Origin of the sequence: Pseudomonas sp. LS.1a (assembly GCF_022533585.1) — a bacterium.
GTDB lineage: Bacteria > Pseudomonadota > Gammaproteobacteria > Pseudomonadales > Pseudomonadaceae > Aquipseudomonas.
This window is the reverse complement of record NZ_CP092827.1, coordinates 1275965-1294484: the sequence shown is the minus strand read 5'-3', so window position 1 is coordinate 1294484 and position 18520 is coordinate 1275965. Positions and strand designations below refer to the sequence as shown.

25 protein-coding genes are annotated in these 18520 nt (G+C 63.1%); 8 read left to right on the top strand and 17 right to left on the bottom strand.

The window, feature by feature from the left end:
• Nucleotides 1–3: 3 nt before the first annotated feature.
• Complete coding sequence (locus MKK04_RS06030; RefSeq protein WP_063911535.1) at nt 4–468, bottom strand: TlpA disulfide reductase family protein; 465 nt, start codon at nt 466–468, stop codon at nt 4–6.
• Nucleotides 469–553: 85 nt separating this feature from the next.
• Here MKK04_RS06030 and arsC point away from each other — a divergent pair, with 85 nt between their 5' ends.
• The 3 genes from arsC to MKK04_RS06015 are packed head-to-tail and all read left to right on the top strand — an operon-like array spanning nt 554 to nt 1915.
• Nucleotides 554–907, top strand: a complete 354-nt coding sequence (gene arsC / locus MKK04_RS06025) for an arsenate reductase (glutaredoxin) (protein ID WP_061551299.1) — start codon at nt 554–556, stop codon at nt 905–907.
• Nucleotides 904–1509 (top strand): NAD(P)H:quinone oxidoreductase, encoded by a 606-nt coding sequence (gene wrbA / locus MKK04_RS06020; protein WP_063911533.1) that lies wholly within the window; start codon nt 904–906, stop codon nt 1507–1509. The genes arsC and wrbA overlap by 4 nt, the downstream gene beginning before the upstream one ends.
• Nucleotides 1502–1915, top strand: coding sequence for a DUF2069 domain-containing protein (locus MKK04_RS06015; RefSeq protein WP_207829369.1), 414 nt, complete (start codon nt 1502–1504; stop codon nt 1913–1915). Before wrbA ends, MKK04_RS06015 begins: the two co-directional genes overlap by 8 nt.
• A 40-nt stretch (nt 1916–1955) precedes the next feature.
• Here MKK04_RS06015 and MKK04_RS06010 read toward each other — a convergent pair whose 3' ends face one another.
• A complete protein-coding gene (locus MKK04_RS06010) occupies nt 1956–2627 on the bottom strand; it encodes a DNA-3-methyladenine glycosylase I (protein WP_233693952.1) in 672 nt (223 codons plus the stop codon).
• Nucleotides 2628–2631: 4 nt separating this feature from the next.
• Nucleotides 2632–3456, bottom strand: coding sequence for a tRNA 2-thiocytidine(32) synthetase TtcA (gene ttcA, locus MKK04_RS06005; protein WP_012270926.1), 825 nt, complete (start codon nt 3454–3456; stop codon nt 2632–2634).
• Between the two features lie 262 nt (nt 3457–3718).
• Here ttcA and MKK04_RS06000 point away from each other — a divergent pair, with 262 nt between their 5' ends.
• The gene (locus MKK04_RS06000; protein WP_087501431.1) at nt 3719–4318 is read left to right on the top strand and encodes a Yip1 family protein; all 600 of its coding nucleotides are present in this window, start codon (nt 3719–3721) and stop codon (nt 4316–4318) included.
• 128 nt (nt 4319–4446) lie between these two features.
• Nucleotides 4447–4941 carry a SprT family zinc-dependent metalloprotease gene (locus MKK04_RS05995; RefSeq protein ID WP_085602071.1) on the top strand — a complete coding sequence of 165 codons (495 nt, stop codon included), beginning with the start codon at nt 4447–4449 and terminating at the stop codon, nt 4939–4941.
• A gap of 187 nt (nt 4942–5128) precedes the next feature.
• Here MKK04_RS05995 and fpr read toward each other — a convergent pair whose 3' ends face one another.
• Nucleotides 5129–5908, bottom strand: coding sequence for a ferredoxin-NADP reductase (gene fpr, locus MKK04_RS05990; RefSeq protein ID WP_003252381.1), 780 nt, complete (start codon nt 5906–5908; stop codon nt 5129–5131).
• A 121-nt stretch (nt 5909–6029) separates the two neighbouring features.
• Here fpr and finR point away from each other — a divergent pair, with 121 nt between their 5' ends.
• Nucleotides 6030–6956 (top strand): LysR family transcriptional regulator FinR, encoded by a 927-nt coding sequence (gene finR / locus MKK04_RS05985; protein WP_004375481.1) that lies wholly within the window; start codon nt 6030–6032, stop codon nt 6954–6956.
• Here finR and MKK04_RS05980 read toward each other — a convergent pair.
• The 3 genes from MKK04_RS05980 to MKK04_RS05970 form a co-directional block, all read right to left on the bottom strand.
• A complete protein-coding gene (locus tag MKK04_RS05980) occupies nt 6953–7318 on the bottom strand; it encodes a diacylglycerol kinase (protein ID WP_015269218.1) in 366 nt (121 codons plus the stop codon). The two genes, finR and MKK04_RS05980, sit on opposite strands and share 4 nt — an antisense overlap.
• A 73-nt stretch (nt 7319–7391) precedes the next feature.
• On the bottom strand, nt 7392–8042 hold the full coding sequence (gene erdR / locus MKK04_RS05975) for a response regulator transcription factor ErdR (protein WP_016715442.1): 651 nt from the start codon (nt 8040–8042) through the stop codon (nt 7392–7394).
• A gap of 78 nt (nt 8043–8120) precedes the next feature.
• Entirely contained in the window at nt 8121–8831 is a 711-nt protein-coding gene (locus tag MKK04_RS05970; protein ID WP_013971344.1) for a tRNA-uridine aminocarboxypropyltransferase, read from the bottom strand.
• A gap of 220 nt (nt 8832–9051) precedes the next feature.
• On the opposite strand from MKK04_RS05970, the gene MKK04_RS05965 reads away from it, so the two are divergent.
• Nucleotides 9052–9471 carry a quorum-sensing-regulated virulence factor family protein gene (locus MKK04_RS05965; RefSeq protein WP_207829374.1) on the top strand — a complete coding sequence of 140 codons (420 nt, stop codon included), beginning with the start codon at nt 9052–9054 and terminating at the stop codon, nt 9469–9471.
• A gap of 5 nt (nt 9472–9476) precedes the next feature.
• Here the strand turns inward: MKK04_RS05965 and MKK04_RS05960 are convergent, their stop codons facing one another.
• Nucleotides 9477–9686 (bottom strand): hypothetical protein, encoded by a 210-nt coding sequence (locus tag MKK04_RS05960; protein ID WP_207829376.1) that lies wholly within the window; start codon nt 9684–9686, stop codon nt 9477–9479.
• A 162-nt stretch (nt 9687–9848) separates the two neighbouring features.
• Here MKK04_RS05960 and MKK04_RS05955 point away from each other — a divergent pair, with 162 nt between their 5' ends.
• On the top strand, nt 9849–10967 hold the full coding sequence (locus MKK04_RS05955; protein WP_025337997.1) for an LOG family protein: 1119 nt from the start codon (nt 9849–9851) through the stop codon (nt 10965–10967).
• A gap of 162 nt (nt 10968–11129) precedes the next feature.
• Here the strand turns inward: MKK04_RS05955 and recX are convergent, their stop codons facing one another.
• From recX to MKK04_RS05910, 9 genes are all read right to left on the bottom strand, one after another.
• On the bottom strand, nt 11130–11600 hold the full coding sequence (gene recX / locus MKK04_RS05950; protein WP_046616639.1) for a recombination regulator RecX: 471 nt from the start codon (nt 11598–11600) through the stop codon (nt 11130–11132).
• A 21-nt stretch (nt 11601–11621) separates the two neighbouring features.
• Entirely contained in the window at nt 11622–12689 is a 1068-nt protein-coding gene (gene recA, locus MKK04_RS05945; protein WP_085626456.1) for a recombinase RecA, read from the bottom strand.
• 103 nt (nt 12690–12792) lie between these two features.
• Nucleotides 12793–13275 carry a CinA family protein gene (locus tag MKK04_RS05940; protein WP_207829378.1) on the bottom strand — a complete coding sequence of 161 codons (483 nt, stop codon included), beginning with the start codon at nt 13273–13275 and terminating at the stop codon, nt 12793–12795.
• Nucleotides 13276–13366: 91 nt separating this feature from the next.
• A complete protein-coding gene (locus tag MKK04_RS05935; RefSeq protein WP_442964553.1) occupies nt 13367–13816 on the bottom strand; it encodes a lysis system i-spanin subunit Rz in 450 nt (149 codons plus the stop codon).
• A gap of 29 nt (nt 13817–13845) precedes the next feature.
• Complete coding sequence (locus tag MKK04_RS05930) at nt 13846–14394, bottom strand: glycoside hydrolase family 19 protein (protein WP_207829389.1); 549 nt, start codon at nt 14392–14394, stop codon at nt 13846–13848.
• A gap of 24 nt (nt 14395–14418) precedes the next feature.
• A complete protein-coding gene (locus tag MKK04_RS05925; RefSeq protein ID WP_207829392.1) occupies nt 14419–15453 on the bottom strand; it encodes a phage late control D family protein in 1035 nt (344 codons plus the stop codon).
• A gap of 4 nt (nt 15454–15457) precedes the next feature.
• On the bottom strand, nt 15458–15664 hold the full coding sequence (locus MKK04_RS05920; RefSeq protein ID WP_233687932.1) for a tail protein X: 207 nt from the start codon (nt 15662–15664) through the stop codon (nt 15458–15460).
• Entirely contained in the window at nt 15639–16484 is an 846-nt protein-coding gene (locus tag MKK04_RS05915; RefSeq protein WP_241106335.1) for a phage tail protein, read from the bottom strand. Before MKK04_RS05915 ends, MKK04_RS05920 begins: the two co-directional genes overlap by 26 nt.
• A 9-nt stretch (nt 16485–16493) precedes the next feature.
• Nucleotides 16494–18488: a hypothetical protein gene (locus MKK04_RS05910; protein ID WP_241106334.1), complete on the bottom strand. Its 1995-nt coding sequence runs from the start codon at nt 18486–18488 to the stop codon at nt 16494–16496.
• Nucleotides 18489–18520 lie beyond the last annotated feature (32 nt).

The following is an 18520-nucleotide window of genomic DNA, read 5'->3' as shown; positions in this document are numbered from 1 at the left end:
GCATCAGGCGCCCTTCAGGGCCTTGATCCTCGCCTGCAGCCCTTCCCGGGTCTGCTCGCCCATCAGCTGTTCCCGCACCTTGCCCTTGTCATCGATGATGTAGGTCACCGGTAGCGCCTCGCTGCGCGGCAGGTCATAGCGCTCGGCCGGGTCCTGCGCCAATACGGTGAAAGCGATACCCAGGGTTTCGGCAGCCTGTTTCAGCTCCTGCCCCTGCAAGCCATCGAAGTTCACCCCCACCACCTTGATACCGTCGGCCGCCCACTGCTTGGCTGCCGCGTTCAGTTCAGGGATTTCGGTACGGCACGGCCCGCACCATTCGGCCCAGTAGTTAAGCACCAGCCAGTGCCCGTCGATCTGCTCGGCCTTAACCGTATTACCGTGTTGGTCCACGCCATAATCGGCACCGCAACCACCGAGCAACAAGCTCGCGGTGATGGCCAGTACTGCTGCCAGACGCCTTGCCATGGGTCAATCCTTCTCGAGTTTTAAAGCAAATTGGTCAGTCGCTGCGGTTAGAATAGCCGCCACACCCTGCTGGATGCGACCCGACATGACCGACCTCACGCTCTATCATAACCCGCGCTGCTCGAAATCCCGCGGCGCCCTGGAACTGCTCGAGGCTCGCGGCCTGGCGCCGACCATCGTGCGTTACCTGGAAACCCCGCCCGACGCCGCCACCCTCAAGGCCCTGCTCGGCAAGCTGGGCATCGCGCCGCGCCAGCTGCTGCGTACCGGCGAGGACGAGTACAAGGAACTGAACCTGGCCGACCCGGCGCTGACCGACGCACAACTGATCGAGGCCATGGCCCGGCACCCCAAGCTGATCGAACGGCCGATCCTGGTCGCCGGTGACAAGGCCGTGGTCGGCCGCCCGCCCGAGAAAGTCCTGGAGATCCTGCCGTGAACCAGCCCTACATCCTGGTGCTGTACTACAGCCGCCATGGTTCGACCAGCGAGATGGCCCGGCACATCGCCCGCGGCATCGAGCTGGCCGGCATGGAGGCCCGCCTGCGCACCGTGCCGGCGATTTCCACCGAGTGCGAAGCGGTAGCCCCGGACATCCCGGCCAGTGGCGCGCTGTACGCCACCCTGGACGACCTGCGCCACTGCGCCGGCCTGGTACTGGGCAGCCCGACCCGCTTCGGCAACATGGCGGCGCCGCTCAAGTACTTCCTGGATGGCACCAGCAGCCTGTGGCTGGGCGGTGAGCTGGTCGGCAAGCCGGCGGGCGTATTCACCTCCACCGCCAGCCTGCACGGCGGCCAGGAAACCACCCTGTTGTCGATGATGCTGCCGCTGATGCACCACGGCATGCTGGTGATGGGCCTGCCGTACAGCGAATCGGCATTGCTCGAGACCCGTGGCGGCGGCACACCGTATGGCGCCAGCCATCATGCTGGCGCCGATGGCAAGCGCGAGCTCGACCAGCACGAGATAGCCCTGTGCCGCGCCCTTGGCCAACGCCTGGCGACCACCGCCAAGGCCCTGGAGGCAGCACGTGGCTAAGAAGCCCAAGGTATTGCCGGCGCTGGAGTGGCTGGCACCGCGCCTGCGCCTGACGCGGGCGTTGAGCCTGGCGTTCTTCTTCGGCCTGATCGCCCTGCTGGTGGTGAACAACCTGTGGTTCGCCAACCTGCACGGGGCACGGGTCGAGGTGATCCTGGCGATCGAACTGGTACCCTTGCTGCTGTTGCTGCCGGGCATGCTGACGGGCAGCGCCCGGGCTCATGCCTGGACCTGCTTCGTGGTGAATATCTATTTCATCAAAGGCGTGCTGGCGGCGTTCGACCCGGCGCGGGCACTGTTTGGCTGGGTTGAAGTGCTGGTAAGCCTGGGGCTGTTCATTGCCGGGCTGCTGTATGTACGCTGGAAGTTCCAGCATGAGCGGCGCATGGCGGGCGAAGGCAGTTAGATTCTTCGCGGGCTTGCCCGCGAAGAGGTCGACACAAATCTCAATGGTTGACGGTATGCGCCAGCATCACCGACAACTGGCACAGCGGTCGCCCACTTTCTGCATGCCACTGGTTGAACGCCTGCTGCACCAAGGCCAGATCCCGCTGGCTGGTCGGCGGCTTGTCGATCACCTTCTGCGCAATCAACGCCGCCGCCATGTCATCGGTAGGGATGAACGTATCCTTGCCGACCATGCGCAAGAAGCGCGGTGCAGACAAGCCGCCCAGCTGGTTGCCGTGCCTGGCCAGGTACTTCCACAAACCGACGATATCGGTCACCGGCCAGTCGGCGATGAAGGCACCAAAACTGCCCTTCTCCTTCGCCACGTCAAGGACCATCTGTGCATTGCGCGGCACGCTCTTGAGCTTGCCCAGGTGGCGGATGATGCGCTCGTCGTGCATCAGCCGCTCGAGGTGCTCGGCGCCCATCAGCACCACCTTCTGCGGGTCGAAGCCGAAGAACACCTGCTCGAACGCCGGCCACTTGGCATCCACCAGGCTGTGCTTGAGCCCGGCGCGGAACACCCGCAGGGCCAGGGTCGACAGGTAGCGGTCGTCGCTGATATCGCGCAGTTGCGCCGGCGTGCGCGGCTGCGGCAGGAAGGCCTCCAGGGCCTGGGCCGAGCCGAAGCGGTTCAGGCAGTACTCATGCAGCCACTGGTAATCGCGCATGGGCTCAGATGTTCAGCACGTCAAGGAAACGCGGGGTGGCGTTTTCGTCGATCTTCAGGCTGGTGAAGTCGAACAGGTTGCGGTCGGCCAGCTGCGACGGTGCCACGTTCTGCAAGGCGCGGAAGATGCTCTCGGTACGGCCCGGGTGCTTGCGCTCCCACTCCACCAGCATGTCCTTGACCACCTGGCGCTGCAGGTTTTCCTGCGAACCGCACAGGTTGCACGGGATGATCGGGAATTCCTTCATGTCCGAGTAGGCCTGGATATCCTTCTCGCTGCAGTAGGCCAGCGGGCGGATCACCACGTTGCGGCCATCGTCGGCGCGCAGCTTCGGCGGCATGCCCTTGAGCGCGCCATTGAAGAACATGTTGAGGAAGAAGGTTTCGACGATATCGTCGCGGTGATGGCCAAGCGCCATCTTGGTCGCACCGATTTCGTCGGCGAAGGTGTAAAGGGTGCCACGGCGCAGGCGCGAACACAGCGAGCAGGTGGTCTTGCCCTCAGGGACCAGTTCCTTGACCACCGAGTAGGTGTCCTTCTCGACGATGTGGTACTCGACGCCCAGTTCCTTCAGGTAGGCCGGCAGCACATGCTCGGGGAACCCCGGCTGCTTCTGGTCCATGTTCACCGCGACGATCTCGAACTTGATCGGTGCCACCTTCTGCAGGTGCAACAGAACGTCGAGCATGGTGTAGCTGTCCTTGCCGCCGGACAGGCAGACCATGACCTTGTCGCCATCCTCGATCATGTTGTAGTCGGTGATGGCTTCGCCGGCGAGACGACGCAGGCGTTTTTGCAGTTTGTTCTGGTTGACCGAGAGGGTGCCCATAGCGCTTGGATCCGCGAGGTGTGACAAAAGCCGGCTATTTTACGCACAAACGCGGCGCCGCTGTAGGCATTCCGATAAAGACTTCAATGTAATCAGAAGCTCGCCTTACAGCGCAATTTGCTCTAAAAAGCGTGGTTTATGCGGGTAACGGCTTCCTATACTGCGACATAAGGCCACATTACCGCTTGCATCGGTGTTCGGGCCTCGGGCCGCTTGCGCTCCATCTGGGGGGCGTTTGGCAACATTGAGAGGAGTGACCGGCATGATTCATCACGTTGTGGGGCTGTTTACCCATCCCGACCAGGAATGGCGGGAAATTCGTGGCGAAGAAGAAACCATCAGCCACATGTACCTGACGCACACCCTGATCCTGGCTGCGATCCCCGCCGTTTCGGCGTTCATCGGTACCACCCAGGTCGGCTGGGTGATCGGCGACCGGCCAGCGGTGATGCTGACCATGGAAAGCGCCATCTGGATGAGCATCATGTCGTACCTGGCGATGCTTGCCGGGGTGGCGGTAATGGGGGCGTTCATCCACTGGATGGCCCGCACCTACGATGCCAACCCATCCATGGCACAGTGCATCGCCTTTGCCACCTACACCGCCACCCCGTTGTTCATCGGCGGCCTGGCGGCGCTGTACCCACACCTGTGGCTGGGCATGCTGGTTGGCACCGCCGCCATCTGCTACACGGTGTACCTGCTGTACGTCGGTTTGCCGACGTTCATGAACATACCGTCCGACGAAGGCTTCCTGTTCTCCAGCTCGGTGCTGGCGGTGGGCCTTGTGGTACTGGTGGCGATCATGGCCGCCACAGTGATCATCTGGGGACTGGGCGTGGGGCCCGTCTACACCAACTAGAACAGACTCGACCAACACTGGGGCATCAACCTGAGGCCGCCGCAAGGCGGCCTCTGGCTGTGCTGACCAGTGGCTCGCAGGCTGCCCGGGGTTGCGGCATAATGCCCGGTCAGGAGAACCACCCCGCCATGCCCGAGCTGCTCAGACAACGCGTCGAAACCTGTTACCAGCAAGCCGAAACCTTCTTCAAACGCCCCTTCCCGCGCCCGGAAGTCAGCTTCAAGCTGCGCGGGCAAAAAGCCGGTGTCGCCCACCTGCACGAGAACCTGCTGCGCTTCAACCTGCAGCTTTACCGCGAAAACCAGGAAGACTTCCTGCGCCAGACCGTGGCCCATGAAGTGGCGCATCTGGTGGCCCACCAGCTGTTCGGCGACCGTATCCAGGCCCATGGCGAGGAGTGGCAGCTGATCATGCGCGGGGTGTATGAACTGCCGCCCAACCGTTGCCACAACTACGAAGTGCAACGGCGCGTGGCCACTCGCTACATCTACCGTTGCCCGTGCCCGCAGAGCGACTTCCCGTTTACCGCCCAGCGGCACAAGCTGGTGCGCCAGGGGCGGCGCTACCTGTGCAAGCGGTGTCGGGAAATATTGGTGTATAGCGGCGAGACGCGCGTCGAGTAGATTGTGCCTTGCCTGTTCCGGCCTCTTCGCGGGTAAACCCGCTCCCACAGGGGTACCACTGACCTCAGGGCTTGAGATATCCCTGTGGGAGCGGGTTTACCCGCGAAGAGGCCGGTGCTGGCGATACATGACTCACAGGCACAAGAAAGGCGACCCAAGGGTCGCCTTCTTTGCCTCAGCCTGCGCCTTACTTCTCGACGAATGCACGCTCGATCAGGTAATCACCCGGCTCGCGCATACGCGGGGAGATCTTCAGGCCGAAGCTGTCCAGCACTTCGCTGGTCTCGTCGAGCATGCTCGGGCTGCCGCAGATCATCGCGCGGTCGTCCTGCGGGTTGATCGGTGGCAGGCCGATGTCGCTGAACAGCTTGCCGCTGCGCATCAGGTCGGTCAGGCGGCCCTGGTTCTCGAACGGTTCGCGGGTTACGGTCGGGTAGTAGATCAGCTTGTCGCGAACCGACTCACCGAAGAATTCGTTCTGCGGCAGGTGCTCGGTGATGAACTCGCGGTAGGCCACTTCGTTCACGTAGCGCACACCGTGCACCAGGATCACTTTCTCGAAGCGCTCGTAGGTTTCCGGGTCCTGGATGACACTCATGAACGGCGCCAGGCCAGTACCGGTGCTCAGCAGGTACAGGTGCTTGCCCGGGTTCAGGTCGTCGAGCACCAGGGTACCGGTAGGCTTCTTGCTGATGATGATCTCGTCGCCTTCCTTCAGGTGCTGCAGCTGCGAGGTCAGCGGGCCGTCCGGCACCTTGATGCTGAAGAACTCCAGATGCTCTTCCCAGTTTGGCGACGCGATGGAATAGGCGCGCATGAGCGGACGGCCGTTGTCCTGTTGCAGGCCGATCATCACGAACTGACCGTTCTCGAAGCGCAGGCCCGGGTCACGGGTGCACTTGAAGCTGAACAGGGTGTCGTTCCAGTGGTGAACACTGAGGACACGTTCGTGGTTCATGTTGCTCATCTAATGGGGCTCCTGAAGAAAGACGCGGCGCGCGCAAGACGCGCAGTTGCGCGATAGTTTAGGGGCAGCGACAATATCTGTTAACTGGATTATCAAGATATGTGTTATCGGTTATATCGATATGCGATTTACACTTCGTCAGCTGCAAGTCTTCGTTGCCGTGGCCCAGCACCAGAGCGTTTCCCGCGCCGCCAGTGTGCTGGCCTTGTCGCAGTCGGCCGCCAGCACCTCGATCACCGAGCTTGAGCGCCAGTCCAGCTGCCAGCTGTTCGACCGCGCCGGCAAGCGCCTGAGCCTCAATGCCCTGGGCCAGCAACTGCTGCCCCAAGCCGTGGCCCTGCTCGACCAGGCCAAGGAAATCGAAGACCTGCTCAACGGCAAGTCCGGTTTCGGCTCGCTGGCAGTCGGTGCCACGCTGACCATCGGCAACTACCTGGCCACCCTGCTTATCGGCAGTTTCATGCAGGTGCACCCGGAAAGCCAGGTGAAGCTACATGTGCAGAACACTGCGCACATCGTGCAACAGGTCGCGCACTACGAAATTGATCTGGGTCTGATCGAAGGCGATTGCAACCACCCGGACCTGGAAGTGCAGCCCTGGGTCGAGGACGAACTGGTGGTGTTCTGCGCGCCGCAGCACCCGCTGGCCAAGCTGGGCCGCGCCGATGTACAGACCTTGTCCCAGGAAGCATGGATCCTGCGCGAACAAGGCTCAGGCACGCGCCTGACCTTCGACCAGGCCATGCGCCACCACCGCACCAACCTCAACATCCGCCTGGAGCTGGAACACACCGAAGCAATCAAGCGCGCGGTGGAGTCGGGCCTGGGCATCGGCTGCATCTCGCGCCTGGCCCTGCGCGACGCCTTCCGCCGCGGCAGCCTGGTAGCAGTGGAAACCCCGGAGCTGGACCTGATGCGCCAGTTCTACTTCATCTGGCACAAACAGAAGTACCAGACCTCGGCCATGCGCGAATTTCTCGAACTGTGCCGCAACTTCACTGCGGGCTTCACCCGCAGTGACGAGATCGTGTTGCCACCAATCGCTTAAAGCAGGATCACACCCCACACCAGCGCCACCATGGTCAGTGCCACCAGTTGCGCGGCGCTGCCCATGTCCTTGGCGTTTTTCGACAGAGGGTGGCGCTCCAGCGAAATGCGGTCGATGGCTGCCTCCACCGCCGAGTTGAACAGCTCGACGATCAAGCCCAACAGGCATACGGCGATCATGATCGCCCGCTCCGCACGGCTGACCGGCAGCCAGAAGGCGATCGGCACCAGCAGCACGTTGAGCAGCACCAGCTGGCGGAACGCGGCCTCGCCCTTGAAGGCGGCGCGCAGGCCGTCCAGCGAATAGCCGGCGGCGTTGAGAATACGTTTGAGACCGGTCTGGCCCTTGAATGGCGATGTCATGTGAGTCACTTCACAACAGAAAGGCCAGCAGACTAGACCGGCACGGGTCAAAAAAGCGTGAAGCCACGCGCATTCAGTTACTGGCAACCGATTCAAGTTGTTGCAGCAGCAACGCGGCCTGGGTGCGGGTACGTACACCCAGCTTGCGGAAGATCGCGGTCACATGGGCCTTGATGGTCGCTTCCGACACGTTCAGCTCATAGGCGATCTGCTTGTTCAGCAAGCCTTCGCAGACCATGGTCAGCACGCGGAACTGCTGCGGCGTGAGGCTGGCCAGGCCTTCGCTGGCGGCCTTGGCCTCGGCCGAGACATCGACCTTTTCGAACGCCTGCGGCGGCCACCAGACCTCGCCGTCGAGCACCTTGCGCACCGCATCCTGGATCACTTCCAGGGTGCTGGACTTGGGAATGAAGCCACTGGCGCCGAACTCGCGGGACTTGACCACTACTGCCGCCTCTTCCTGCGCCGATACCATCACCACGGGGATCTGCGGGTATTGCCCGCGCAGCAGCACCAGCCCGGAAAAACCGTAGGCACCCGGCATGTTCAAGTCCAGCAACACCAGGTCCCAGTCGGCTTTTTCGCTCAGGCGGGTTTCCAGTTCGGCAATGCTGGCGACTTCAACCAGGCGTACATCCGGGCCCAGGCCGAGGGTAACGGCCTGGCGCAAGGCGCCACGGAACAGCGGGTGGTCATCGGCAATCAGGATTTCGTAAGTGGCCATCGATCTGGGGATCCTGTTCTGTGTCGGGCACTCGGGTAAGGGTCATTATGAACCAAAGCAGGGGTTGTGCCCCTTGGACTATAGGAAGGTATGCAAACGCTGGTGGGTGTCGTCCTGCTCGTCCAGCGGCAGACGCCGCTTGCCGCTCAGGTAATGCAGGCTGAACACATCCAGGTAGGCGTCCAGCGCCTGCGAGGCCTGGGTATCACCGGCCAGGTCCAGGCACATGGCCGCAACTTCCGCGGTGCAGAAGTGATCATCGCGCTTGGAGCGGCGCAGGCGATAGCGGGACATCTGCTCGGCCTGCAGGCTCAACACCGGGAAGCGGTCGAGGTACGGGCTTTTGCGGAACATCTTGCGCGCTTCGGTCCAGGTGGCATCCAGCAGGATGAACAGCGGGCGCTTGCCCGGTTCACGCACCACCTCGCTGACCACCCGCTCCTGGGCGACGAATTCGCCGGGGAAGACGATGTAGGGCTGCCAACGTGGGTCGTCCAGCAAGGCCAGCAAGCGTTCGTCGACCGACGTGCGCAGCCAGCCGAAGGCCGAGGTGTCCTCGATCAGGTCAGCGATCAACCAGCCGGTATTGGTAGGCTTCAGCGGCTCGGTGTCATGCATCAGCAGGCACACACCGGACTCGGCCTGCACCCGGGGCTTCCAGGCGCACAGGCAATGCGTGGCGATGACCCGGCAATCGGGGCAGCGTTCGGCACGCGAACCACGGGCGATGAAGGGCTTGTTGCTGCGGGCCAGGCGTTCGGCGCGCAGGCGCGCTACCGCATGGCTCATGCCGGCAGGCCTCTGGAAAGGTTGGGAATGGACACAAGGATGACTCAGAGAAAACAAGGTTGCCAGTCTACCAGAACGGGGGACAATTGCTGTGCAGGTGGCGGCGCGGACCCTATAATCGCTGTTTTTACCGTACCCCAGCCTCGCGCCTGCGCGATTTTCAGGGAACGCCGTCGACCGGCGCATGTCAAAGCGCCAGTCATCGAACCAGGAGAGATTCATGCTGCGCCGTATCGTCCCCGCCCTGAGCCTGTTGCTTGCCCTTCCCTTGGCAGCCCAGGCGGCTTCCAAGCAGGAATACGACCTGAACAACATGCTGCAGAAGGTTGCCAAAGAGAGCAGCGTCGGCACCCCGCGAGCCATCAACGAGGATATCCTCGACCAGGGTTATACGGTGGAAGGCAAGGCACTGGTCAACCATCTCAGCGTGCGCCAGGACCATGCCGCGCGCATGCAGGCCAACCCCGAACAGGTACGCAGCCAGCTGGGTGACAGCGTCTGCCGCAACAGCGGGTTCCGCAACCTGATGTCCAAAGGCGCGGTCATGGTCTACCGCTTCACGGTCTACAAGACCAACCAGCCGATCATGGACCAGGCGTTCGACAATGCCAGCTGCCTGGCCGGCAACAAGAAGAAGTAACCAAGCTACACCTTCTCGTCTTCACGGGCGCGCCAGCGCCCTTCAGCGGCGTCGGCGCGGATCTCTGCCAGCAGCGCCTGCAAGTAGCGCGACTGGCATTCATGCCCAGACAGCCTGCGCCGGCACTCGGCCTCCAGGCTCAGGTGATGCACCTGCGCCGCATTCTCCAGCTGCTGGTAAAGCTGCCGGTCCACTTCGATGATCAAGCGATGCATACCGCCACCTCCTGCATCGACACGTTTCGCTTTACCCAGTTAACCAAACCCGCATCACCCGTGGTTGCATGCCGACGGGCGGCTGTGCCGAACACCCCCGGCACGATTGGGCCCAAGGGTCTAGATTGAGGTCAGAGGTATTGGTGCAGAAGGAGACGTTGCATGCCTTACCAATCGAGTGAACTGCTGTTCAGCCACTTCCGCGACAACAACATCGACCTGAGCAACATCGACGCACAACTGCAACTGGTAGCACCGAACAGCCCCAACCTGCCGCTGTACCGCGACATGATGCTGACCATCCTGCGCATGGCCCATGACGACACCGACCGCTGGAGCGCCAAGATCACCCTGCAGGCCCTGCGCGAACTGGACCATTCGTTCCGCACCCTGGAACGCTACAAGGGCCGGCGCAAGGTGACCGTGTTCGGCTCGGCGCGCACCCCGCTGGAACACCCGATGTACGCCCTGGCCCGCGAACTGGGCGCAACCCTGGCGCGCTCCGACCTGATGGTCATCACCGGTGCCGGCGGTGGTATCATGGCTGCAGCCCATGAAGGCGCTGGCAGCGACCACAGCCTGGGTTTCAACATCACCCTGCCCTTCGAACAACACGCCAACCCCACGGTGGACGGCACCGACAAGCTGCTGCCGTTCCACTTCTTCTTCATCCGCAAGCTGTTCTTCGTCAAGGAAGCCGATGCCCTGGTACTGTGCCCAGGCGGTTTCGGCACCCTGGATGAAGCGCTGGAGGTGCTGACCCTGATCCAGACCGGCAAGAGCCCGCTGGTGCCGGTGGTGCTGCTGGATTCGCCGGGCGGCAGCTTCTGGCGCGACTGCCTGGACTTCATCAGCCGCCAGCTGGAGGAAAACCGCTACATCCTGCCCAGCGACCTGAAATTGCTGCGCCTGGTGCACAGCGCTGACGAGGCAGTGGAGGAAATCAACCAGTTCTACAGCAACTACCACTCCAGCCGCTGGCTGAAGAGCCAGTTCGTGATCCGCATGCACCACCCGCTCAGCGAGGCGGCGCTGTATGACATCCAGGAAGGCTTTGCCGACTTGCGCCTGAGTGGCAAATATCACCAGCAACCTGATAGCAGTGCCGAGCACGAAGTGGGCAATTTCAGTCACCTGACCCGTTTGTCATTTGCCTTCAATGGCCGGGATCAGGGCAGGCTGCGCGAGCTGGTGGATTTCATCAACCTGCCAGAGAACTGGGCCAAGCCGCAGCCCATGCATACCACGCAGCGGGCCAGGGAGGCGTTGAAGGTCAGTTGATTCCGTGCCCAACGTCAGGGGCGCAATTCACCCTGTGGGAGCGGGTTCATCGAGGCGTCGAACCGCCGCGAAGAATCCAACGCGGTGCATGGCACCGGCTACGCCGGTGTTCGCGGGTAAACCCGCTCCCACAGGGTCCGTGCCAGACCGCAGCCTCAGCCTTCAGTAATCGTCAAGATCACGCCCACTGAGCAGGCGGCCGATCATGTCCATGGGGAAACCCCGGTAAGCCAGAAACCGGGTCTGCTGGGCACGGCTGCGCGGATCTTGCGGGCGCTGCCCGGCAAACTTGCGCTGCCATACGTCACGCATGCGCTCGCCCCAGTCCACCTCGCTCTCGCGTAGCGCCTGCTCGATATCAGCACGCGCCAAACCGCGCTGGCCTAGCTCTTCGCGAATACGCGCAGGGCCGTAACCGGAGCTGGAACGGTACCGGATGAAACTTTCCAGGTAGCGGGCTTCGCTAAGCAGCCCTTCTTCGGCGAGCCGGTCGAGTTCAGGCTCGATCAGCTCGTCCGAAGCGCCGCGCTGACGCAACTTGCGCGTCAGCTCGACGCGACCGTGCTCACGTCGCGCGAGCAGGTCCATGGCTGTCCGACGGATGGCGACGGGGGTGTCGAGTACGGCGGACATGTTCGGCTATCTACCGAGCAATCAATAGCCGGCGTCAGCGTCGGCCATGTCGTCGGCATCAGCTTCGACAGCAGCAGCCTTACCAGCAGCCGCAACAGCACCAGCAGTCAGCAGCTTCTCGCGAATCTGCTTCTCGATCTCGGCACCAATAGCCGGGTTCTCAGCCAGGTACTTGGCAGCGTTTGCTTTGCCTTGACCGATCTTGTTGCCCTGGTAGGCGTACCAGGCACCGGACTTCTCGACCAGGCCCTGGGAAACACCCAGGTCAATGATCTCGCCGTTACGGTAGATGCCCTTGCCATAGAGGATCTGGAACTCGGCCTGACGGAACGGCGGCGAGACCTTGTTCTTGACGATCTTGACGCGGGTTTCGCTACCGACCACCTCGTCGCCTTCCTTGACCGCGCCGGTACGGCGGATATCCAGACGCACCGAGGCGTAGAACTTCAGGGCGTTACCGCCGGTGGTGGTTTCCGGGCTGCCGAACATCACGCCGATCTTCATACGGATCTGGTTGATGAAGATGACCAGGCAGTTGGCGTTCTTGATGTTACCGGTGATCTTGCGCAGCGCCTGGGACATCAGGCGCGCCTGCAGGCCCACGTGCATGTCACCCATCTCGCCTTCGATCTCGGCCTTGGGTACCAGGGCAGCCACGGAGTCGACGATGATCACGTCAACAGCGTTGGAACGCACCAGCATGTCGGTGATTTCCAGGGCCTGTTCGCCGGTGTCCGGCTGCGAAACCAGCAGGTCGTCGACGTTGACGCCCAGCTTGCCGGCGTATTCAGGGTCGAGGGCGTGTTCGGCGTCGACGAAGGCGCAGGTGGCGCCGTTTTTCTGGGCTTCGGCGATGACCGACAGGGTCAGCGTGGTCTTACCCGACGATTCCGGACCGTAGATCTCGACGATACGGCCTTTTGGCAGGCCGCCGATGCCCAGGGCAATGTCCAGGCCCAGCGAGCCGGTGGAGATGGCAGGGATAGCCTGGCGCTCGTGGTCGCCCATGCGCATGACCGCGCCCTTGCCGAATTGGCGTTCGATCTGACCCAGGGCCGCAGCCAAGGCGCGCTTCTTGTTGTCGTCCATTGAAATCCTCACGTGTTCGACTTGGCCCTGACGGCCGGAATACCTGTATAAGTAGCCAGTATTATTCCACAGGCAAGCGCCCGCGCAAACCCCTGTCTTCGATTTACTCGGCACCAAGCTGTAACAAGCCGTCTAACGCGGCGATCACCGTCTGTCGGCGTACCGCTTCGCGGTCGCCATCGAACTGGCGCCGCTCGCTGAACACGCGGCTACCGTCACCCCAGGCCAGCCACACGGTACCCACCGGTTTGGCCGGCGAACCACCGTCCGGCCCGGCAACCCCGCTCACCGCCACCGCAAAGCGCGCGCCGCTGGCTGCCTGGGCACCACGGACCATGGCCTCGACCACTTCCTGGCTGACTGCGCCAACCTCGGCGAACAGCGCCGCAGGCACGTTCAACTGGCGAGTTTTCTGGGCATTGGAATAGGTCACATAGCCAGCCTCGAACCAGGCAGAGCTACCGGGCACGCGGGTGATGGCTTCGGCTATGCCTCCGCCGGTGCAGGACTCAGCAGTGGTGACCTGCGCGTTGAAGCGGCGCAAATGTTCGCCGAGGCGGGTGGCGAGGACGGTGATCGGGTCCATGTCGGGGTTCCTTGACGGGAGTGGGACACCGTAGCATTTTTGCGGCTTTCGAGTGCAAGCCTTACAGGCGCCAGACGCGTCGAGACAGGCACTAAAGCTCACCACGCACCTCCCGCACATAAGCCTGGCAGGCCCGTAACGCAATCAATCCCCGGTCCCCCTCATCGGTGATGGCGATAATTCGTCGAGCATGCGTCGGCTCAAGTCCGGCACGTACGGTTGCATGATCCACGCCGCCGGCGCTGGCGGCGGCAGACACTGTGTCGAGGAGGGTGTCGCGTTCGACCAGGACCGACAGGCGCAGATCGGCAGTAGCAAGGCGATCACGCAGGCGAGCCTGAGACTGCTGAACATCGGCAAGTTCCTTGAAATGACGGGTTTCACTTTCTTCCAGGCGTCGTTCGAGCATCTGACGCCGCTCACGTTCGGCGAGCAGCCGGGAAGCCTCGGCGTCCGCCTGGGCTTGCGCCTGTTGCGCCAGCTGCTGGCCATAGCGCCAACCCTGAATCTGCCAGGCCAGCGCTGCGGACAGCAGAAGCAAGCCCCCGCCCAGCCCCAGTTGCCACCGGCTCAACACAACACCTCGCGGGCCCGCGCCCAAAGCTTGAGGCGATCATCCAGCCCATTGAGCCCACCATTGATATGGCGCGTGATGCGATTGAACTCGCCCCGGTCAGCCAGGGCATTGAGCCCACGCGAATGCCAGAACCATGCCGCTGATTCACAGGCCCAGCGTGGTTGTTCGAGCAGTTGCGGTTGCGCCAGCAAGCGCTGATCGCCAAACAACGCGCGGCTGCAGGCCAGGTAATTGTTGCGCCCGGTAACCTGGATCAGACCGCGCCCGCAATACAGCTGGCCATCGCCATCAGCCTGGGGTGTATTACCCAGGCGCAGGGCCAGGCTGCCGGTGTCATAGCGGGCCAGGTAGCGGTCATTGCCCAGCTCCTTCACATGACGGAACTGGCCTGACTCATGGCCGACCTGGGCGATGAACGCCGCCACGCGCTTGGGGTTGTCAATTTCCCAACGTGGCAGGCTTAGGTTCAGTGCAGAAAGAAAAACGCCCGCTACAGGGCGGGCGTTCGGCAAAATGTGTAGCAATTGCGCTTCAGTGAGCATGTCTGACACTCCTTTGCATCACCCTCAAGCCTTGATGGCGGCCTGGCGGTGGGGCGCTGCGCCCTTGGTCTTTACCTTGCCTGACTTGCCGCCATTGCCTTGCACGGTGGTGCGCCAGCCCGAGCTGGTGAACACGTGCTCCACCGAGTCGATCTGGTACTGCCCGTCGAGGCCATCGACAAAACCTTGCAAGTCGATGCTGCGCTCGGCGAACAGGTCGGTGCGCCCAGGCAAGTCCAGGCGCACATGGGCGGTATCGCGGTTGAAGCTGGCCAAGCGAGCCCTGGCTGCCTGCTCGGCGGCAGCACGGTTGGGGTAAAGGTGACGGTCGGTATGCACCGGCCGTTGCCCCTCAGCGGCCTCATCGTTGACCAGCTCGATGGTCCGCACCTCGCCACTGGCTACGTCAAGATGACGGGTGCGCACAGCCTTGCGCGCAGCCTTGTCATCGAGGCGGAAGTACCATTGGCTGACCTCGCCACGGGCAATGCCGACCACGCCCAGGGATTTGCCACTGGCGCTCTGCCCGCTCTGGCGCGGCAGCACCAGCAATTGGCCATTTGCCACCTTGGCGGTGCTGTCGAATTGGCGCGCCAGGCGGGTGATGAAATTGAAGTCCGATTCGTTGACCTGATCCACCCGCGGCACCAGCGTGGGCACCGGGCAGATTGCCTGCCAGCCATTGCGTGCACCGATTTCGGCGACGATGCGCTGCAAGGGTACGGCCTCCCAGCTCCCGTTGCGGATGGTCCGGCCACTGCCGCGCAGATCGCTGGCCTTGCCACGGATCACCAGGGTGTCGGGTGGGCCGAGCAACTCGACTTCATCGACGGTGTAACGCCCCAGCCGGGTCAACGGCTGGCCGGCGTAACCCAGATGCACCTCGATCAGGGCGCCGCGAGCCGGCACGGCCACAGTGCCGTCTCGTGCATCGATGCGCAGCTCGAAGTCATCCGATTCCATGCCCGGCCTGTCAGTGGAACGCAGCAGCAACAGGCGATCGTTGATCAGCGCAGTGATGTCCTTGCCGTCGGCGTGGATGCGAAATTGTGGCTGCATGGCATCAGCCCCACAGGTGTATGGCGTTGGCCGGTGACAGCGCCAGCGCCGGCAAGCGGAGCGTCACGCCGCTGCGAAATGGCTGAGACTCATCGGCCAACCCCTGGTTGGCTTGCAACACCGCTTCGACGCTGCCATCGAGATGCCCGTAATAATGGTGACAGAGGGTGTCGAGCAGGTCGCCCTCAGACGTTTTGCAAGTCTTGTCCATAACTGACGAACTCCAGTGAGAAACCTTGTTTGCGCGCAATGCCGCCAGCCAGCAAGGCGCCCTGCTCTTCCTCGATGCGGGTCAGGCACCAGGTGCCAAGCACTTCGCCATAGCCGGTGGTCAATGACAGGGGCAGCAGTTGGCGGCCGATGCCACGCAGGGCCTGCAACTGGCCCAGTCCGCCCTTGAAGCCCGGGAAGATCGCGCCACGGATATTGATGGTCTCTTCCCCCAGACCCACCGCCTGCTGGGCATTCTCGCGGCTCAAACGTTCTTGCCCAGCCCAGCGAAAGCGCGTTTGCCGGCGCAGTTGATCGAAGGCTGCGGTGTCGAGGTTGAAGTAATACGGCGCTGTGTTGGCCTTCAGCGGCTGCAGTACCAGCAGGTGCGGGAACGGCGTGATCGCTTGCGCCGCAGGTGTGGCTTCAGGCGCGAGGCCAAAGGTCGACAGTACACCGCTGGCGACCGAACGCACATCACCAATCACCCGCCGCACAGCCGCTCCGGCCTTGCCCAGCTGTTCGGTGAAGGCCCCAACGCGATCGCGCACCTTGCGCACCACATCGAGGGTCTGGTCGTACTTGGCGATCACCTTGTCGACGCGCTGCCTGGCCGAGTCCATGGCGCGCAGGGTGCGTTGCAGGCGCTTGCCGATCACCGGGCCGATCCATGGCAGGGCTTCGAGCTCAGCGGCCGCCTCCCTGGTGTGGCCGACCGCCTGGTTCATCGGCTCGAGCATGGCGTCGGCACGCCGACGCCCCGCCTCGCCCGCCTTGACCAGTGCATACAGGCCACCTTGCAGCTGTTCCAGGTAGGTCATGGGTTCTCCTCATGGCTGTGGTTGATCGACCATCTGCACCGCGCGCGCCTGACGCATCAAGTCGTCGAGCACGCGCCGGGCGATGGCTTCCAGTTGTTGCAGGGTGGTCGGGTCATCGAAACTGTTGTTGAAGGTCACCGGCATGTTGGCGGTGAAGGTGAATTGCTGGTTGATGGAGGGCGTAGCCACAGCCGGTGATGGCGGTGTCGAAATAGCTGGCGGTGCAGGCGTGACGCTTTTCTGCAATCGGCTTGCCTGGTCGGGGAAACCGGCAACGTCCTGGCTCGCCCCAGTCGCATCGAAGCCGGAGACGAATGCCAGGGACTTGCCTGACGCGCCCCCAATCACTGTTCCCATACCCGGTATCACCGAACCGATCATGGCGCCCGCTGCCGCACCACCGAGCCCACCGACCGATGAACCGGCCAAGCTGCCGACCCGTTGCGCGCTCGAAGTCGCAGTCAACGCTGCCGGAGTGCTGACATTTTTCTGCAATCGGGCTGTCTGGTCAGGGGAGCCGGTAACGCCCTTGCTCATCCCTGGCGCATCGGAGCCGGCCACGGATGCCACAGCCTTGCCTAACGCGCCGCCGACGAATTCACCGCCCATGCCGCCCAGATAACCACCACCCAGGCTCCCCAGCAGGCCGCCGATGGCGCCGCCGATCACTGTTCCTAAACCGGGCACCACCGAACCGATCATGGCACCGGCTGCCGCGCCACCGAGCCATCCGGCCGAAGAGCCGGCCAAGCTGCCACCCAGCCCGCCTAAAGCCTCGCCATAGCCTTCCAGCTTCTCTTCGGGCGTGGCGTCGCCCTGGTAGATATCGGCCACCTGCAGCGAGGTATCCAGCACTGCCGTCAGTGGCGCGCGCTTGAACAGCGTTCCTGCCAATGGCAGCTGCCTGCCTGTGGCGATCAAAGGTAGCGAAGCCCCCCTCTCGGAAGCAGCTTGCGCCTCGGCCGCCAAAGGCGTTCCTTTGCTGTGTGGCGTGGGCTCATCCTCCTGCGCAAACCAGTTGAACAGCGCACCGCCGACCTGATCACCCGCAGCCTCGCCCACCTGGCCGCCAAACCTGGCCCACTGCTCTTGCGCGGTCTCTTCCTCCTTCTGCTCTGCCGCCTGTTGAGCATTCTGCTTCCGTGCAGCTTCTTTTTGCGCCTTGATTTGAGCCTTGCGCCGGCTTTCACGTCTGCTCTGACGTTTCCCTCTGCTTGTACCTGTGCTCGAGGTTCTGCCTATCGCTTTACCTTTGCCTTTGAACAGCAGAGGTGCCATCGCGCCCAGCACGCGACCGCCGATTTCGCCGACTGCAGCGCCGACGCCGCGTGCCCTTTCTTCGCCGTCCTCAGCGCTGATTAGCACCTTGGCCAGCTTGCCGAAGGTTTCGACACGGTTGTCCCGCCACTCCTTCGAAACACGCTCGCGTATCGCACGCTGTCGTTCCGGCGGCAGCTTGCGCATGACGCCAGCGATAGCAACCCCACCACCCCCGGCGGCCATCGCGAGGGCCTTGCCGAGGTTGCCCGAGTCGTCACCTGCATCCGTGCCGGGTGCCTGCCCGGGAGCCTGCGCGAGGGCCTGCGCAGGCGCTTGCAGCTTGCCGGGTCCCACTGGCCCCTGCACGACCGAGTGCCACTGCTGAAAGACATTGACCGTCATCTGGCCCTGCAGCGGCTTGAGCTGCGCCAGCCCGGCAATCACCTGGTCCAGCATCAGGTAATGCTGGCGTAAACGCTCAACGGCATCGGCCTCATCGCCCAACCCGGCGATGGGCCCTTCCTCTTGCTGTTCCTGGTCCAGCGCCAGCTGGCGTTCGACCTGACGTACTTTGCCGAGCTCCAACCCCAGCCGGATCACTTCGCCGATGAGCCGGCCAAGCCGGGTGCCGTCAGCCTGCCGGCGCAGGCGTTCGACGTCCCGGCGCAGCAGTTCGATGGCCTGGCCCACAGGGTTCATGACGGTGACGCCGAGCCCGAGCGAGAACACCTCTGTGTTCGCCATAGGTTCCTCCTTGTCACGGGGCGAGCCACCAG